Origin of the sequence: Achromobacter arsenitoxydans SY8 (assembly GCF_000236785.1) — a bacterium.
Taxonomy (GTDB): Bacteria; Pseudomonadota; Gammaproteobacteria; order Burkholderiales; family Burkholderiaceae_B; genus Achromobacter; species Achromobacter arsenitoxydans.
This window is the reverse complement of record NZ_AGUF01000067.1, coordinates 48682-64059: the sequence shown is the minus strand read 5'-3', so window position 1 is coordinate 64059 and position 15378 is coordinate 48682. Positions and strand designations below refer to the sequence as shown.

Here is a 15378-nt window from a genome sequence, read left to right as displayed (position 1 = left end):
CGACCGCCACATGGGCCTTGTCGCAGATCAAACTGCGCGGCGCCTATTCTTCCGTATAAAGCCCGCGCTCGACCGCGTACACCGCCACCTGCACGCGGCTGGTCAGGTTGAGCTTCTTCAGCACGTTTTGCACGTGGATCTTGACTGTGCTTTCGCTGACGTCCAGTTCGCGGGCGATGACCTTGTTGCTGGCGCCGCGCGCCAGCCACTGCACGATCTGCGTCTCGCGCGCGGTCAGCCGGTGGCGTTCGGCCGTGCCGGGCGGCGGCGGGGTATGGCTGGCCTGGCCGCGGAACTGCTCGACCAGCTTGGCCGTCATGCTGTCGGCGATCACGGCCTCGCCGCCCGCCGCGCGGCGGATGGCGGAAACCAGCGCCTCGGCGTCGATGTTCTTGACCAGGTAGCCCCGGGCCCCGTCGCGCAGCGCCTGGCCGAGTTCGTCGGCCTCTTCCGAGACCGTCAGGATGATGACCGCGCAGGCGGGCAGATCCTGCGTCAGGAGCTGCAGCGTCTCAAGGCCGGACAGCCCCGGCAAATTCAGGTCCAGCAGGACGACGTCGGGCTTGAGTTCCTGGGCGCGCTTCAATCCTTCGACCCCGTCGCCCGCTTCAGCCACCACTTCGAAGTCGGGCTGGCGCTGCAGCAGCAGGCGGACACCGGAACGGAACAGGGTGTGATCGTCGATGAGCAGGATGCGGATGGTCATGATGTGCGAGGATGTCAGGCGGCCTGGCGTTCTGCGCCCGGCAGGATCAGCGAGACGCGTGTGCCGGCGCCGGGCTGAGATTCGAGTTTTATCACGGCGCGCATGCGGGCGGCCCGTTCGCGCATGATGTGCAGGCCCACGTGGGACTCGCCGCGCTCGGCGACGTCCGCCGGGTCGTAGCCCTGGCCGTCGTCGGCGATCAGCAGCGTGAAGTCGCGGCCGTTGTCCACCTGGATGCGCACGCGGCTGGCTTCGGAGTGCTTGCGCACGTTGGACAGCGCTTCCTGCAGGATGAACAGCACCTGCAGCTGCTGCTCCGGCTGCAGCGGCGGGCCCTCGCCCTGGTTGAACTCCAGCTCGGTCTGGATGCTGGTCTGGCGCCGAAAGCGCGCCACGGTATCTTCGATGGCGGCCTGAAGGTCGCCCTGCGACAACTTGCTGCGGAAGTTGGTGAGCAGTTCGCGCACGTCCTGGTAGCTTTCGTCCAGGCCGGTCCGCAGCAGCGGCAGAATCTCGCTGACCTCTTCCTCGTCGCCGCGCTTGATCGCCGCGTCCAGCATCTGCAGCTGCAGGTTCAGGAAGTTCAGGCCTTGCGCCAGGCTGTCGTGCAGGCCCTGGGCCACCAGCCCGCGTTCCTGCACCACGGCAAGCTGGCGCGCCTGCGCGCTCAGGCGGCGGTTGTCCAGCGCCACGCCCAGATGCTGGCCCAGGGTCTCCAGCAGTTGCGAATCTGAGGCCTGGAGGCGGCGGCTCTCGCGAAAATGCAGCGAATAGGACCCCAGGACTTCGTCGCGGGTCACGATGCGGAACACCGCCACGCTGGAAAAGCCTTCGCGCTGGCAGTTCAGGTCCAGTTCCGGCGGCGATTGGCGGAAGTCCTGGATGACGATGACGCCGGCCTGGCGCGTGGCGACGCCGCAATAGCAGTCATCCACCTTCATGCAGTGCTCGGATTCCACCAGGTCATCCGACAGCCCAACCGACACCACCAGATTGAGCTTTTCGTTGTTGGGGTCCAGCGCCCGGATGCTGCCGGCGTCGGCATCGAACTGCAGCATGACGCGGCGCAGGAAGCCATCGCACATGGCTTCTATCTCGTTGGGCTGATTCAGGAAAGCCGCCATATCGTAGAGCGCGCCGATGTCGCGGTTCTGCGCGGCCAGCTGCGCGGTCTTGTGCTCTACCCGCTGTTCCAGGCTGGTGTACAGGTCCTGCAATTCGTCGGCCATGCGGTTGAAGCCGCGCGCCAGCACGCCGAACTCGTCCTGGCTTTCCACGGGCAGGCGCGTGCTGAACTCGCGCGCGGCCATGCGCTGCAGGCCATCGCGCAGGCGCAGGACCGGCGAGATGATCCACAGGTACAGCAGGTAGATCATTGCCAGCGTGCCGGCGCTGGCAATGGCGGCCAGCACCCCTTGCGACAGGCGCAGCGACGTGGTCTTGCCTGCATTGTCCTGTTCGATCATGCGCACCAGCGTGTCCGCCCTGGCCACGAATTCCGGCAGTGTTTCCAGGTAGGTGGAGGCGTCGGGCTGGCCTATCGCGCGCAGGGCCGCGGGCTTCATGATGTCGCGCCAATAAGCGGCCACATCGTGCCACTGGGCGCGGATGGCCTCGTCGTTGGGGATGAAGAGCGGACGGGCCGGATTGCCGCGCGCCAGGCGCGAGATGGTCTCGTCCAGCAACGTGATCTGCTCGGCGGTGCGGACTTCGCGGCCGGCTTGCGGGCGCATCAGCTCGACGGCCACGCGATTGGCGCGCATGCGCAGGCTGCCGGTGTCGTTGATGGCCGCGCCCGCGCCTTCCAGTTGCCAGGACAGCCAGAGCGTCCAGCTGACCATGGACAGCACCACCACCAACGCCAGCAGCGAGCTTGCAACGATGCGCGTGGACAGGCGATGCCTGGGGGAAGGCAGGCTTTCGGAATCGGTGGTGGAGCGGTCGGACGTCATGGATGTCGGCGCCAGGCGGGCATGTCTGGCGCCAGTGTAGTCTTTTCGCGGCAGCGCTCTGCCGCCGCAGTGCGGCGCCGCGCCGCGCACGCGCTCAGCCCAGCCCAAGGCTGCGGCATATGAAATCCGCGACCCGGGCGGGATCGTTCAGCGGCAAGCAGGGCAAGCCGATTTCCAGCGGCGCGTCCGTCACGACCGCCACGAACGTGCGGTCTTCGGCGTGCAGGGGCGGCTTGCCCAGGGCGGGCCGGTAGACCTCGATGCGCGGAATGGCGGCCTGCTTGAAGCCTTCGACCAGCACCAGGTCGGCCGGCGACAGTCGCGCCAGCTGCGCCTCCAGGGCCGGTTCGGGCGCATCGCGCAGTTCGTGCACGATGGCGTAGCGGTACGGCGACGCCACCATCACCTCTTGCGCGCCCGCCAGCCGGAAGCGCGCGCTGTCCTTGCCGGGCGGCTCCATCTGAAAATCGTGGTGGCTGTGCTTGATGACGTTTACGCGCAGGCCGCGCGCGCCCAGCAGCGGCAGCATCGCCTCGATCAGGGTGGTTTTGCCGCTGCCAGAGCGGCCGGCGATACCGAATACAGGGGTCATATGAGGGCTGGCTCCGTCAGCAATGGGCACACGATGGGCAGGAAAGTGTCCGCCCGCGGAGAGTATGCCAGCAAAGCGCCCGCCACCAGATCGAAGTACCAGCCGTGCAGTGTCAGGCTGCCCGCGTCCACCGCCCGCCGGACGAACGGCAGGTCTTCCAGGTTGCGCAGTGAAATCAGGATGGAAGCCTGTTCGCAGGCGCGGCGGCGCTCTTCCTTGGAGGCGTCCGGCATCTGCTGCAGCACGCGTTCGCGCGCCGGTTCGGCGATGTCCATCCACCGTCCCAGGTAGTCGGTTTCGCCGTCCCTGCGGATGCCCCGCTCCATCAGCGCCCGGATGCCGCCGCACTGGGCGTGGCCCAGCACGATGATGCGGCTGACCTGAAGCTGCTCGACCGCGAACTGGATGGCGGCCAGCACGCCTTGCAATCCCCGGTCCTTGCTGGCCGGCGGCACCAGGTTGGCCACATTGCGCACGGTGAAGATGTCGCCGGGATCGCAGCCCAGCAGCATGGCCGGATCCACCCGCGAATCGCAGCAGCCGATCAGGAGCGTGCCGGGGTGCTGGCCTTCGCGCAGGTTCTGGTACAGCGACGGCGCGTCTTCGTAATATTGCTGCTGGAACCGCTGGAATCCGCCGACGAGGCGTTCGATGTCGCGCATGTCAGCCTCCCGTCTGCGCCATGAAGCGCACGATGCGTTCGGGCCGGGCATTGAACTCGTGCCGCTCAGGCTTGGCGGCGATGCCCGCCCGGATGGCCTGGACCAGATCGCTGTCGCTGGCGCCCGCGCGCAGCAGGCGTCCAAGCGGCACCTGATCTTCCTGGCCCAGGCACAGGTACAGGGTTCCGTCCACGCCCAGCCGGACACGATTGCAGCTGGCGCAGAAGTGGCGAGACATCGGCGTGATGACGCCCAGCACGGGTGCGCCCCGCCCGCTTGTCCAGTAGCGCGCGGGGCCGTTGCGCGATTCCGCCAGCGACGGCACCAGCCCGGCAGCGGCGGCCAGCCGCGCGCCCATGGCGTTCAGGTCGGTATGCGTAAAGCCCCGGCCGCACTCGCCCATGGGCATGGGTTCGATCAGGCGCAGCACGAAGCCCTGCTCCAGCGCGTACGCCAGCAGGCGGCGGACCTCGGTTTCGGGCGTGGCGGCGTGCACCACGCTGTTGAGCTTGATCGGGGTGAAGCCCGCCTGCCGGGCGGCCGCCAGCCCGGCCAGCACCGCGTCCAGACAGTCGCGGCCGGTGATCTGCGAGAACGCCGCGGCGTCCAGCGTGTCCAGGCTGATGTTCAGCCGGTTCACGCCCGCCGCCCGCAGGGACTGCGCATGGCGCGCCAGCTGCGTGGCGTTGGTGGACACGGACAGGTCGCGCAGGCCGGGCATGGCCGCGATGGTAGCGGCCAGGCCTGCCACGCCCTTGCGCAGCAGCGGCTCGCCGCCGGTCAGCCTGACCTTGGCCACGCCCAGCCCCACGAACAGGCCGACCAGACGGGCCATTTCATCGTGGGTCATCCAGTTGGCCGGGGTTTCGAAACCCTTGAAATCCTTGGGCAGGCAGTAGCTGCAACGCAGGTCGCAGCGATCCGTGACCGAGACCCGCAGATAGTCGATGCGGCGGCCGAAGCCGTCTGTGAGTGCGACAGCGGCAGGCTCGTCCATCATGCGGAACTCCCGCTGAAGACGCGCTCCGGTTCGCCGTCGTCCAGGTCGATGCCCTGGATCTTGGCCCGTTCGACCAGCAGCTTCGTGTATTGGCGCCAGGCGGTGTCGCGGCTCATGGAGGTCAGCGCCGTGCCGATCTGCTGCGCCACATGCTCGTAAGGCAAAAGGCGTCCTTCGACGCGGCGCGTGACCCGCACGATATGCAGGCCGTGGCGGGTCTGCAGCACTTGCGGCAGGATGCCGCCCGAAGGCAGCGCGAACACGGCGCGTTCGAACTCGGGCACGGTGTCGCCGCGGCCGAGCTGACCCAGGCTGCCGCCGACCGCGGCCGACGGACAATTGGACTGCTCGCGCGCCACCTCGGCGAACCGCGACGGGTCCGCCAGCAGGTCGGCCAGCACCACGTCGGCGTGCGCCTTCAGCATGTCCAGGTTTACGCCGGGCGTGACCTGGAACAGGATGTGGTCGGCCTCGACCAGCTCGCCCACCATGAAGCGCTCTGGGTGCATCTGGTAGAAGCGGCGGCAGGCTTGCTCGTCGGCCTGGGGCGCGGGCGCCTGGCTGGCCAGCAGAGCGCCGATGGCGCCCTCCTCGTCCGAGGCGTCCAGCCCTTGCCGGCCGGCTTCGTCCAGCAGCACGCGGCGCAGCACCAGCGCCGTCACCGCATGGCGCATGGGATTGCTGGCTTCCGCATGCAGGGGCAGTTCACGTTCCAGGTCCGCGTCGCTCAGTTCGACGCCATTGACGATGACAGGCATGTTGGGCTCCTAGGGACCGGGGATCAGCGCGGACGGACCAGTTGCCACGCCCGGCCCAGATAGCCCAGCGAAGCAAAACCGCTCCACACGTGCACCAAGCGGGTGAACGGGAAGATCACGAAGAGCGTCAGGCCCATGAACAGGTGCGCCTTGAACAGCAGCGGCACGTCGGTTATGTAGCTGGCCGCGTCGCCCTGGAAGGTGACGATGTGCTGGGCCCAGGTCATCAGAAGCACCATCATTTCGCCGTCCATGTGGCCGGCCGACAGCACGATGGTCGACAGGCCCAGCAGCAGCGTGACCAGGATCCACAGCAAGAGGATCTTGTCGCCCGTCCGCGTGGCATGCGCGATGCGCGGGTTGGTGAAGCGGCGGTGGATCAGGATCAGCAGGCCGATCAGGCACAGGCCGCCCATGACGCCGCCGGCCACCATGGCGACCGTCTGCTTCAGGGTGTGCGAGACGCCCAGCGTGTCCCACACGATCACCGGGGTCAGCAGCCCCGCCAGATGGCCGAAGAACAGCCCCAGGATGCCGATGTGGAACAGGATGTTCCCCAGCCGCAATTGGCCGCGGTGCAGCAGTTGCGAGCTGTCCGTCTTCCAGGTGTATTGTTCGCGCTCAAACCGCGCCAGGCTGCCCAAGAGAAAGATCGTCAGCGCGATATACGGATAGATGCCGAAGAGAAACTGATTCAGGGAATTCATGATGCGTCGTCCTGAGCATTAATGAGTCGCGGTCGAACGGGGATAGAAGTGCACGGTCTGCGCCCCGTCTCCGGAGAACGGCCGCAGCAGCGGTTCCACGCCGTCCGGCCCCGCACCGAAGATCTCCATCGCCTCGTCCATGTCGCGCACCGGCGCCTCGGTCTGCACACGCGGAATCACCCGCGACTGGGCGCGCAGCGCCACGAAGATGCAGGCGTAGGGGCTGTCGCCCTTGGCCAGGCGCGAGCCGATGGCGGCCAGCACGTGGATGGCCTCGTCCAGCAGTTCCTGCGCCTGGTCCGGGTCAATGACCCCCAGGAACTCCAGGAACAGCGGCACGTGGTCCGGCAGTTCGGACACGACGGGCTCGAAGCCGTGCGCACGATAGGTGTCCAGCAGGTCCACCATGGCCTGGCCGCGGTCGCGGCTTTCGCCGTGCACGTGTTCGAACAGGTGCAGCGAATGCGAGCGGTTGCGGTCGAAGGTGGCGACGTAGTTTTCCTGCAGGGAAATCAGGTCGTTGGAAGCCAGATAGCCGATCAGGGGCTGCAGGGTTTCCTCGGCTTCCGGGTAGGCGGCCAGGGCCTCCTCCATTTCACCCAGGTATTCCAGCAGCTCGGGCTCGGGATAGCAGAGCAAGGCGGAAAGCAGGCGGTACAAGCTCATGGTGTTCTCCTATCCTCAGGCCGAAACGGCCTTCTTGCGTGACTTGGGCATCTCGATGAAGATCTCGCTGCCCTGCGGCTTGCGGCCGAACAAGGTGCCTTCCGACACCCCGCCCGAGCAGCCGTTGCCGAAGGTGAAGCCGCAGCTGCCCTTTTCGTTGAAGCTGTCTTCCACCACTTCCTTGTGGCTGCTGGGCACGACGAAGCGGTCTTCGTAGTTGGCGATGGCCATGATCCGGTACATGTCCTGCACCGTTTCCTCGGACAGGCCGACCTGGTCCAGCAGCGCCGTGTCGCGTTCGCCATGAACGGTCTCGGACCGCTTGTAGGCGCGCATGGCGAGCATGCGTTCCAGGGCCTGCAGCACCGGGGCTTCCTTCCCGGCGGTCAACAGGTTGGCCAGGTAGCGCACGGGGATACGCAGGCTGGACACGTCGGGAATCACGCCGCTCTTGCCCACGGTGCGCTGGGGCATCTTGCCGGATTCGGCGGCCGACTGGATCGGCGACAGCGGCGGGATGTACCAGACCATCGGCAGCGTGCGATATTCCGGATGCAGCGGGAAAGCGACCTTCCACTCGACGGCCATCTTGTAGACGGGAGAGTTGCGGGCGGCTTCGAGCCAGGATTCCGGGATGCCCTGCTCGCGCGCCGCGGCGATCACCTGGGGCGAGTGCGGGTCCAGGAACAGGCCCAGCTGTTCTTCGTACAGGTCCTGCTCGCTGGCGGTGGACGCGGCGTTCTCGATCTGGTCGGCGTCATACAGCAGGACGCCCAGGTAGCGGATGCGGCCCACGCAGGTTTCCGAGCACACGGTCGGCTGGCCGGCCTCGATGCGCGGGTAGCAGAACGTGCACTTCTCGGCCTTGCCGCTGTTCCAGTTGTAGTAGATCTTCTTGTACGGGCAGCCCGAGATGCACATGCGCCAGCCGCGGCACTTGTCCTGGTCCACCAGGACGATGCCGTCGTCTTCGCGCTTGTAGATGGAGCCGGACGGGCAACTGGCGACACAGGCCGGGTTCAGGCAGTGTTCGCACAGGCGCGGCAGGTACATCATGAAGGTGTTCTCGAAGGTCGAGTACATCTCCTTCTGGACGCCTTCGAACAGCGCGTCGCGGCTGCGGGCGCTGAATTCGCCGCCCAGGTCGTCTTCCCAGTTCGGGCCCCACTCGATCTTGTCCATCTTCTTGCCGGTCAGCACCGACACGGGACGCGCGGTGGGCGGCGTCTGCGACAACGGCGCGTTCTGCAGGTGCTCGTAGTCGTAGGTGAAGGGCTCGTAGTAGTCGTCGATGGCCGGCAGGTTCGGGTTGGCGAACAGGTTGGCCAGGATGCGCAGCTTGCCGCCCTGGCGCGGTTCAAGCTTGCCGGCGGCGGTGCGTTTCCAGCCGCCGTTCCACTTGCCCTGGTTCTCCCATTCTTTCGGATAGCCGATGCCGGGCTTGGTTTCAACGTTGTTGAACCAGGCATACTCGACACCGTCGCGGCTGGTCCAGACGTTCTTGCAGGTGACCGAGCAAGTGTGGCAGCCAATGCACTTGTCCAGGTTGAGCACCATGCCGATTTGGGCGCGTATCCTCATGATTGCTTCTCTTCTTGTTGCAGTTCTTCGACGAGCGGGCCTTCCAGCCAGTCCACTTTCTTCATCTTGCGCACGACCACGAATTCGTCGCGGTTGGCGCCCACGGTGCCGTAGTAGTTGAAGCCGTAGGCCTGCTGGGCGTAGCCGCCGATCATGTGCGTAGGCTTGAGCACCGTGCGCGTCACCGAGTTGTGGATCCCGCCGCGCTTGCCGCTGGTTTCAGCGCCTGGCACGTTCACGATCTTTTCCTGGGCGTGGTACATCAGGCACATGCCCACCGGCACGCGCTGGCTGACGACCACGCGGGCGGTCAGCGTGCCGTTCACGTTGAAGACTTCCACCCAGTCGTTGTCGACCAGACCGGCCTGCTTGGCCTCGGCTTCGGACACCCACACGTGGGGGCCGCCGCGGCTCAGGGTCAGCATGCGCAGGTTGTCCGAGTACGTGCTGTGGATGCCCCACTTCTGGTGCGGCGTGATCCAGTTCAGGACCAGTTCCTTTTCGCCGTTCGGATACTTGCCCAGCATGGGCGCCACCGTCTTGGTGTCGATGGCGGGCTTGTACACGCACGAGCCTTCGCCGAAGTCCAGCATCCAGCGATGGTCCTGATAGAACTGCTGGCGGCCCGTCAGGGTGCGCCATGGGATCAATTCATGCACGTTGGTGTAGCCGGCGTTGTAGCTGACCTCTTCGCTTTCCAGGCCGGACCAGGTGGGCGCCGAGATGATCTTGCGCGGCTGGGCCTGGATGTCGCGGAAGCGGATCTTGTCGTGCTCGCGGCCGACGGCCAGGTGGGTGTGGTCGCGCCCGGTGATCTTGCCCAGCGCTTCCCAGGCCTTGACCGACACATGGCCGTTGGTCTCGGGCGCGAAGGTCAGGATCATTTCGGCCGCGTCGATGGCGGTGTCCAGGCGCGGACGGCCCTGGCTGACGCCGGCTTCGGTGACGCTGTCGTTGATGCCCGCCAGTTCGTGGACTTCATGCTGCGTATTCCAGGTGATGCCCTTGCCGCCGTTGCCCAGCTTGTCCAGCAGCGGCCCCACCGACGTGAACTTGCGGTAGATGTCGTTGTAGTCGCGCTCGACCACCGTCATGGACGGCGCGGTCTTGCCGGGAACCAGGTCGCATTCGCCCAGCTTCCAGTCCTTGGGCTCAAAGGCCTGGCCGAGTTCTCCCGGGGTGTCGTGCATCAGCGGGGTCAGCACCAGATCGCGGCGCTTGCCCAGGTACGGGCCGCCGATTTCGGTGAATTTTTTGGCCAGGAGCTTGTAGATTTCCCAGTCGGTCTTGCTTTCCCACAGCGGCTGCACGGCCTCGCTCAGCGGGTGGATGAAGGGGTGCATGTCGGACGTGTTGAGGTCGTCCTTTTCGTACCAGGTGGCGGTCGGCAGCACGATGTCGCCGTACAGGCAGGTGGTGCTCATGCGGAAGTCCAGCACCGTCAGCAGATCCAGCTTGCCTTCGGCCGCGTCTTCTTCGTACGTGACTTCCGACGGCTTGATCGCCGCGGCCTCTTCGCCGAACACGGCGTTCTGCGTACCCAGCAGGTACTTCAGGAAGTACTCGTGGCCCTTGCCGCTGGAACCCAGGATGTTGGAGCGCCACACGAACATGTTGCGCGGGAAGTTGGCGGGATCATCCGGGTTTTCGCAGGACATGCGCAGTTCGCCCGACTTCATCATGTCGACGGCGTGCGCCACGGGATCCTTGCCCAGGCTGTCGGCCTGCGCCACCACGTCCAGCGGATTGGTGCGCAATTGCGGGGCCGACGGCAGCCAACCCATGCGCTCGGCGCGGGCGTTCAGGTCGATCATGCTGAGTTCGCTGTACTTGGCTCGGTCGGCGGTGGGGCCCAGCACTTCCTGCACATTCAGTTTTTCATGGCGCCACTGGCTGGTATGCGCATAGAAGAAGGACGTGCCGTTCATCTGGCGCGGCGGGCGGACCCAGTCCGCGGCGAACGCCAGGGGCGCCCAGCCGAACTGCGGACGCAGCTTTTCCTGGCCCACGTAGTGCGCCCAGCCGCCGCCGCTCTTGCCCACGCAGCCGCACATCATCAGCATGTTGATGATGCCGCGGTAGATCATGTCCATGTGGTACCAGTGGTTCAGACCGGCGCCGACGATGACCATGGACTTGCCTTCGGTATCGTGGGCGTTCTGCGCGAACTCGCGCGCCACCTGGATGACCTGCGCGCGCGGCACGCTGGTGTGCTTTTCCTGCCAGGCCGGGGTGTAGGGCACGTCGTCGTCGTACGAGGCCGCGACGTTGCCGCCGCCCAGTCCGCGGTCCAGGCCGTAGTTGGCCATCTGCAGGTCGTACACCGTGGCAACCAGGGCCTCGGTGCCGTCCGCCAGGCGGATGCGGCGGGCCGGCACGTTGCGCACCAGCAGTTCGTCGTGTTCGCTGCCGAAGTACGGGAAGCCCACGCCGACCACGGTGTCCGACTTGTCCAGCAGGCTCAGCGTCGGCAGGATTTCGCGGCCGTTGCCGCCGTCCTTGGATTCCAGATTCCAGCGGCCGACCTTTTCGCCGCCATTGACCGCGCCCTCGCCCCAGCGGAAACCGATGCTGCCGTTGGGGGCCACCAGATCGCCGCTGGTTTCGTCCAGCACCAGCGTCTTCCAGTCGGGGTTGTTCTGTTCCCCCAGCGCATTGTCCAGCTGCGAGGCACGCAGGAAATGGTCGGGCGCGTAGAAGCCGTCGCGCTCTTTGAGCAGCACCAGCATCGGCATGTCGGTGTAGCGGCGCACGTAGTCCGTGAAGTAGGCCGACTTGCCCGACAGGTGGAATTCCTTGAGGATCACATGGCCCATGGCCATGGCCAGCGCGGCATCGGTGCCCTGCTTCGGGGCCAGCCAGATGTCGCCGAACTTGACCATTTCGCCGAAGTCGCTGGACACGGCCACGGTCTTGGTGCCCTTGTAGCGGACCTCGGTGTAGAAGTGGGCGTCGGGCGTGCGGGTCTGGGGCACGTTGGAGCCCCACACCATCAGGTAGGTCGAGTTGTACCAGTCGGCCGATTCGGGGACGTCAGTCTGTTCGCCCCAGATCTGCGGGCTGGCGGGGGGAAGATCGCAGTACCAGTCGTAGAAGCTGAGGCAGGCGCCGCCAAGCAGGCTCAGGTAGCGCGCGCCGGCGGCGTAGCTGACCATGGACATGGCGGGGATCGGCGAAAAGCCGATCAGGCGGTCGGGACCGTACTTCTTGATGGTCAGGGCGTTGGCGGCGGCAATGATTTCGGTGGCGGTGTCCCAGTCGGCGCGCACAAAGCCGCCCAGGCCGCGGACCGACTTGTAGCGCTTGGCGCGCTTGGGGTCCTGGCTGATCCATTCCCAGGCCGCGATGGGGTCCATGGTCTTGCGGGCTTCGCGCCACATTTCGATCAGGCGGCCGCGGATCATCGGGTACTTCACGCGCTGCGCCGAATACACATACCAGCTGTACGACGCGCCCCGCGGACAGCCGCGCGGCTCATGGTTGGGCAGATCGGGCCGCGTGCGCGGGTAGTCGGTCTGCTGCGTTTCCCAGGTGATCAGGCCATTCTTGACATACACCTTCCAGGAGCAGGAACCGGTGCAGTTGACGCCGTGCGTCGAGCGCACCACCTTGTCGTGCTGCCAGCGGGCGCGGTAGGCGTTTTCCCACTTGCGGTCCTCGTTCACCGTTTCGCCGTGACCGTTCGCGAAGGTGGACTTCACCCGCGACATGAACTTCAACCGGTCCAGAAAATGACTCATTGTGTTTCTCCAAGAACGCCGGCCTGGCCGGCGCGTACTGCGATCAATGCTGTTGAAACAACTTTAGGGCTGGGGCGTCTGGCGGACCATTCGCCGGTGGCACAGGCCGGATTCGGCAGAGTGACTAGTCACCCCAACCACCCGGCCTGCCCGGCCGCGCATCAGCAGGGCACGGGCGCGTTGCGGCGCGCGTAGTACCACCACGTGATCACCATGCAGCTGGCGTAGAAAGCGATGAAGCAATACAGCGCGGTCTGGACGCTGCCCGTCATTTCGAGCGAGGTGCCGAAGCTGCGCGGGATGAAGAAGCCGCCATAGGCCCCGATGGCGCCGGAAAAGCCCAGTACGGCGGCCGATTCCTTGGCCGCGTCCGCCATGGCCTGCTTTTGCGCCGCCGGGCCCTTGCCCTGCGCGGCCTGCGTGCGTTCACGCAGGAAGATCACCGGAATCATGCGGAACGTCGACCCGTTGCCCACGCCGGTCAGCGCGAACAGCACGATGAACATCGCCAGGAAGCCGTTGAAGTCGCCCGCGCGGCCGCCGGCCGGGAGGAACATCACCACGCCTGCCACTGCGGCGATCATGGCGGCGAAGGTGAACAGCGTGACCCGCGCGCCGCCCAGCTTGTCCGAGATCCAGCCGCCCAAGGGACGCGTCAGGGAACCCACCAGCGGGCCCAGGAACGCGTAGGCCATCGGGTTCACCGTCGGGAACAGGGTCTTGGTCAGCATGGCGAAGCCCGCCGAAAAGCCGATGAAGGAGCCGAAGGTGCCCACGTACAGCCAGCACATCAGCCAGTTGTGCTTGCGCTTGAAAATCACCGCCTGGTCCGCGAACGAGGCCCGTGCGTCGGCGATGTCGTTCATCCCGAACCAGGCGGCAATCGAAGCCAGCGCGATGGGAATTACCCAGATGAAGCCCGCGTTCTGCAGCCACAGGTTCTGCTGGGCGCCGTTTACGGTGATCACCTGGGGATCGCCACCGGCCACGCCGAAGACGCCCACCGAGATCACCACGGGAACTACGAACTGCACCAGCGACACGCCCAGGTTTCCGATGCCCGCGTTCAGCCCCGTTGCCAGGCCCTTCTTTTCCTTGGGGAAGAAGAAGCTGATGTTGGCCATGCTGGAACTGAAGTTGCCGCCGCCCAGGCCGCACAGCAGCGCCAGGATCAGGAGCGTGGGGAACGAGGTGGTCGGGTCGCGCAGCGCAAAGCCCATGCCCAGCGCGGGTATCAGCAGCGAGGCGGTCGAGATGGCCGTCCACTTGCGCCCGCCGAAGACGGGCACCAGGAACGAGTAGAAGATGCGCAGCGTGGCGCCAGACAGCGCGGGCAGCGCCGTCAGCCAGAACAGCTGGTTCTTGGACAGCATGAAGCCGGCGCGGTCCAGGTTGACCACCACAACGCTCCACAGCATCCAGATGCTGAACGCCAGCATCAGCGCCGGGATCGAAATCCACAGATTGCGGTTGGCGACGCGCGCGCCAGTCTGTTTCCAGAAGCCGGGATTATCCGGCTCCCAGCGCGCGAGGACATGAGTGGACATGGGTTTCTCTCAGGGTGGTGGGTGGGTCAGGCGGCTTGCTGCCGGGCGATGGCCGCGCTTTCGGGCCGGAAACTGAAGTGCATGAAGATGAGCGAGACGCAGACGGTGCCGTAGAGCAGCATGAAGGCGCTGGAGCGCACGCCGGTCAGGTCCAGCAGCACGCCGAACATGATCGGGAGCACGAAGCCGCCCAGGCCGCCGGCCAGGCCGACGATGCCGGACACGGCGCCGATGTTGTCGCTGAACTCATCGGAGATGAACTTGAAGACGGACGCCTTGCCGATCGCCATCGCGATGCCGACGATGAACAGCAGGACGGTGAAGGTGACGGGGCCCAGCGCGATGCCGAAGGAACGCGGGCCGTTTGCGGTCATGACAGTGAATTCGGTCTGCGGATAGCTGAGCAGGAAGAACGCCACCCAGCACACCCACATCACCCACCAGGTGGTCTTGTAGGCGCCGTAGCGGTCGGAGATCCAGCCGCCCACCGCGCGCAGCACGCCGCCGGGCAGCGAGAAGCAAGCGGCCAGCAACGCGGCCAGCTTCATGTCGAAGCCGTATTCGCCGATGTAGTACTTGGTCATCCACAGCGCCAGCGCCACATAGCCGCCGAACACCACCGAGTAGTACTGGCAATAGCGCCAGACGCGCGGGTCCTTCAGCATGGCGAACTGCGCCGACAGCGACGCGCCGCCCGCCACGCGATGCGACGGATCGGACGACGAGAACATCCAGAACAGGATCGCGGTGATCAGCAGCGCCACGGCGTACACCTGCGGCACGATGACCCAGGCGCCGCCGGCGGCCGCGATCAGCGCGGGGGCCACGAACTTGGTGATGGCCGACCCGGAGTTGCCGGCGCCGAACACGCCCATGGCCAGGCCCTGCTTGTTGCGCGGGAACCAGCGCGCCACGTACGGCGTGCCCACCGAGAACGAGCCGCCGGTCAGGCCGACGAACAGGGCCAGCACCAGGAACTGCCAGTACTCCGTGGCGTAGGACAGCAGCCAGATCGGCACCACCGCCAGCAGCATCAGCACGAAGAAGACGGGACGGCCGCCGTAGCGGTCGGTCCAGATGCCCAAGGGCACCCGCACGAGGGAGCCGGTCAGGACCGGCATGGCGGCCAGAAGGCCGAACTGGGTTTCGGACAGGCCAAGCTGCGTCTTGATCGGGATGCCCAGAACTGCAAAGATCATCCAGACCGCAAAACAGATGGTGAAGGCAAACGTACTGGATATCAGGACCCGCATCGGCGCGCCGGCCGAGGAATGATGTGCTGCCATGGTTAGTCTCGCTTTTTGCTGACAAATTCCTATGTGGCTAGCCTAAGGAGGCCGCTCGCCGCGCACCATTCCCCACCCGACCAAAGGGGCATTTCCGATGTGCCTAGTCATGCGGGTGAACCGGACAGGCTTGCGCTGGATCAAGCGCGCCGCTCGTGGCCGCTTGGCCGGCGGAGTTAAT

12 protein-coding genes are annotated in these 15378 nt (G+C 66.0%); all 12 read right to left on the bottom strand.

Features of this window, described 5'->3' with window-relative positions; genetic code table 11:
• Positions 1–43: 43 nt before the first annotated feature.
• The 12 genes from KYC_RS21095 to KYC_RS21040 all read right to left on the bottom strand — a co-directional run bounded on the left by KYC_RS21095 (position 44) and on the right by KYC_RS21040 (position 15197).
• Positions 44–706: a response regulator gene (locus KYC_RS21095; protein WP_008166158.1), complete on the bottom strand. Its 663-nt coding sequence runs from the start codon at positions 704–706 to the stop codon at positions 44–46.
• Positions 707–720: 14 nt separating this feature from the next.
• Positions 721–2658: a type IV pili methyl-accepting chemotaxis transducer N-terminal domain-containing protein gene (locus KYC_RS21090; protein WP_008166156.1), complete on the bottom strand. Its 1938-nt coding sequence runs from the start codon at positions 2656–2658 to the stop codon at positions 721–723.
• Between the two features lie 94 nt (positions 2659–2752).
• Positions 2753–3250, bottom strand: coding sequence for a molybdopterin-guanine dinucleotide biosynthesis protein B (gene mobB, locus KYC_RS21085; RefSeq protein ID WP_008166154.1), 498 nt, complete (start codon positions 3248–3250; stop codon positions 2753–2755).
• On the bottom strand, positions 3247–3912 hold the full coding sequence (locus tag KYC_RS21080; protein WP_008166152.1) for a carbonic anhydrase: 666 nt from the start codon (positions 3910–3912) through the stop codon (positions 3247–3249). The genes mobB and KYC_RS21080 overlap by 4 nt, the downstream gene beginning before the upstream one ends.
• 1 nt (position 3913) lies before the next feature.
• The gene (moaA, locus tag KYC_RS21075; protein ID WP_008166150.1) at positions 3914–4912 is read right to left on the bottom strand and encodes a GTP 3',8-cyclase MoaA; all 999 of its coding nucleotides are present in this window, start codon (positions 4910–4912) and stop codon (positions 3914–3916) included.
• Entirely contained in the window at positions 4909–5670 is a 762-nt protein-coding gene (locus KYC_RS21070) for a peptidylprolyl isomerase (RefSeq protein ID WP_008166148.1), read from the bottom strand. The genes moaA and KYC_RS21070 overlap by 4 nt, the downstream gene beginning before the upstream one ends.
• A gap of 23 nt (positions 5671–5693) precedes the next feature.
• Positions 5694–6377: a respiratory nitrate reductase subunit gamma gene (narI, locus tag KYC_RS21065; RefSeq protein WP_008166147.1), complete on the bottom strand. Its 684-nt coding sequence runs from the start codon at positions 6375–6377 to the stop codon at positions 5694–5696.
• A gap of 18 nt (positions 6378–6395) precedes the next feature.
• The gene (narJ, locus tag KYC_RS21060; RefSeq protein WP_008166146.1) at positions 6396–7043 is read right to left on the bottom strand and encodes a nitrate reductase molybdenum cofactor assembly chaperone; all 648 of its coding nucleotides are present in this window, start codon (positions 7041–7043) and stop codon (positions 6396–6398) included.
• A 15-nt stretch (positions 7044–7058) separates the two neighbouring features.
• A complete protein-coding gene (gene narH, locus KYC_RS21055) occupies positions 7059–8624 on the bottom strand; it encodes a nitrate reductase subunit beta (protein ID WP_008166145.1) in 1566 nt (521 codons plus the stop codon).
• Entirely contained in the window at positions 8621–12364 is a 3744-nt protein-coding gene (locus tag KYC_RS21050; RefSeq protein WP_008166144.1) for a nitrate reductase subunit alpha, read from the bottom strand. Before KYC_RS21050 ends, narH begins: the two co-directional genes overlap by 4 nt.
• A gap of 161 nt (positions 12365–12525) precedes the next feature.
• Positions 12526–13911: a NarK family nitrate/nitrite MFS transporter gene (locus KYC_RS21045; RefSeq protein ID WP_008166143.1), complete on the bottom strand. Its 1386-nt coding sequence runs from the start codon at positions 13909–13911 to the stop codon at positions 12526–12528.
• A 26-nt stretch (positions 13912–13937) separates the two neighbouring features.
• Positions 13938–15197, bottom strand: a complete 1260-nt coding sequence (locus KYC_RS21040; RefSeq protein WP_008166142.1) for an MFS transporter — start codon at positions 15195–15197, stop codon at positions 13938–13940.
• Positions 15198–15378 lie beyond the last annotated feature (181 nt).

Excerpts from the sequence above, each read along its gene's own strand:
- KYC_RS21095 (WP_008166158.1), bottom strand. The coding sequence starts at position 706 with ATGACCATCCGCATCCTGCTCATCGACGATCACACCCTGTTCCGTTCC.
- KYC_RS21090 (WP_008166156.1), bottom strand. The coding sequence starts at position 2,658 with ATGACGTCCGACCGCTCCACCACCGATTCCGAAAGCCTGCCTTCCCCC.
- mobB (WP_008166154.1), bottom strand. The coding sequence starts at position 3,250 with ATGACCCCTGTATTCGGTATCGCCGGCCGCTCTGGCAGCGGCAAAACC.
- KYC_RS21080 (WP_008166152.1), bottom strand. The coding sequence starts at position 3,912 with ATGCGCGACATCGAACGCCTCGTCGGCGGATTCCAGCGGTTCCAGCAG.
- moaA (WP_008166150.1), bottom strand. The coding sequence starts at position 4,912 with ATGATGGACGAGCCTGCCGCTGTCGCACTCACAGACGGCTTCGGCCGC.
- KYC_RS21070 (WP_008166148.1), bottom strand. The coding sequence starts at position 5,670 with ATGCCTGTCATCGTCAATGGCGTCGAACTGAGCGACGCGGACCTGGAA.
- narI (WP_008166147.1), bottom strand. The coding sequence starts at position 6,377 with ATGAATTCCCTGAATCAGTTTCTCTTCGGCATCTATCCGTATATCGCG.
- narJ (WP_008166146.1), bottom strand. The coding sequence starts at position 7,043 with ATGAGCTTGTACCGCCTGCTTTCCGCCTTGCTCTGCTATCCCGAGCCC.
- narH (WP_008166145.1), bottom strand. The coding sequence starts at position 8,624 with ATGAGGATACGCGCCCAAATCGGCATGGTGCTCAACCTGGACAAGTGC.
- KYC_RS21050 (WP_008166144.1), bottom strand. The coding sequence starts at position 12,364 with ATGAGTCATTTTCTGGACCGGTTGAAGTTCATGTCGCGGGTGAAGTCC.
- KYC_RS21045 (WP_008166143.1), bottom strand. The coding sequence starts at position 13,911 with ATGTCCACTCATGTCCTCGCGCGCTGGGAGCCGGATAATCCCGGCTTC.
- KYC_RS21040 (WP_008166142.1), bottom strand. The coding sequence starts at position 15,197 with ATGGCAGCACATCATTCCTCGGCCGGCGCGCCGATGCGGGTCCTGATA.